1 protein-coding gene is annotated in these 1505 nt (G+C 70.8%); it reads right to left on the minus strand.

Features of this window, described 5'->3' with window-relative positions; translation table 11 throughout:
- Positions 1–85: 85 nt before the first annotated feature.
- Positions 86–1505, minus strand: a 1420-nt coding sequence (locus tag G537_RS40690) for a YadA-like family protein (protein ID WP_211230554.1), incomplete at its 5' end; no start/stop codon positions are given.

The raw sequence follows: 1505 nt of genomic DNA on the forward strand, positions 1-1505 counted from the left end.
TGCACCCACCCCACCGCGAAGGCGCTCCCGGACATCGCCATCAGGCCCGCCGCGATGCATCCCGCCAGCCGCATCGCCCCCCGCCTCAGTTGAGGGTGAAGGAGACGCCGATGCCGGCGCCCCAATCCCCGCCGCTGGTGACGGCCCGGGCATTCACCCGGACCCAGCCGGTCTCGGCGGTGTAGCCGAGGCCGAGGGCCAGGGCCCCCTGCTCGTGCCACATGCCGCCGCCGACCGCGGCGCTGAGCTTGCCCGGGCGGGGATCGAACTGCAGGGACGACGCCGCGATGCCGATCGCCGCCCCCTGCCAGGCCTCCCGCCGCGCCGCCTTGATCTTGCCGTTGAGCGAGTCGAAGGCGCCCTTCAGCTGGTCGACATTGACCGCATCCGTGCCGTTCACGCCCGGCGCGACGTTGCCGATGGTGACCGGCGCGTTCGGGTTGCCGCCCTGCAGCGTGATCCGGTTGGTCAGGTTGCCCGAGCCGTCCGTGTCGTACTTCACCGACATGCTCGACAGCGCCGTCAGCTGGCTGACATTGACCGCGTCGGTCGCGGCCGAGCCGGCGGCGACGTTGGTGATGCGGCGCTCGGCGCCCGAGGAGCCGACCGAGACCTCGCCCGTGGCCACCCCGGCCGGCTTCATCCCGACCACCGGCGCATAGGCCGCGTCGGAGAGGTTGGCCATGGTCGTGGAGCCCGCGCCCAGGGCCAGGGAGTTGGCCTTGGTCGCCTGCGCCCCGGCGCCGATCGCGATGGCGTTGTTGGCCGAGGCGTTCGCCCCGTTGCCCATCGAGATCGCGTTGCTGGCGCTGGCGGTCGAGGCCGGGCCGATGGCGGTGCTGTTGGTGCCGATGGCGGCGGAGTCCGCCAGGGTCGAGTTGGTGTGGAAGTACTTGATGCCGCCACCGCCGATGATCGCGTTGTCGACCACGTTCGCCAGCGCGAACATCTGCGACCCGTTGATCGCGTCGGTCGAGGTCGAGGAGATCCGCCCCGCTGCGACATTGGTGATGGTGCGCTCGGCCCCGACATCGCCGACGCTGACCGTGCTGGTCGGGTTGGTCCCGGCGAAGCCGGTCAGCGTGAAGTTGTTGAACGAGGCGCTCGAGGTGCCGACCGCGGCCTGCGTCTTCGAGCCCGCGCCCAGCGCCACGTCGCCGGCATTGGCGCTCGCCTCCGCCCCGTTGCCCATGGCCACGCTGTTGGTCGTCGAGGCCTTGGCCGCCGGCCCGACCGCCACGCTGTCGGTCCCGATCGCCTGGCTGTCCGCCAGGGTCGAGTTGGCGTGGAAGTACTTGATGCCGCCGCCGTTGTTGATGTCGCCGAGCTGCTTGTTGATGGTCGTCAGGCTGCCGTCCACCGCCTCGAAGGCGTTGGAAATGGTGGTGTAGCTGCCGCCCTGGATGTTGAAGGTCGGGCCGGTGATGGTGCCGTCCGGGTTCACCTTGGAGTCGCCGCCGAGGATGGTCGTGATGCTCTGCGACACGCCGTGGAGCTGCGACCCG

Origin of the sequence: Inquilinus limosus DSM 16000 (assembly GCF_000423185.1) — a bacterium.
GTDB classification, from domain to species: Bacteria; Pseudomonadota; Alphaproteobacteria; order DSM-16000; family Inquilinaceae; genus Inquilinus; species Inquilinus limosus.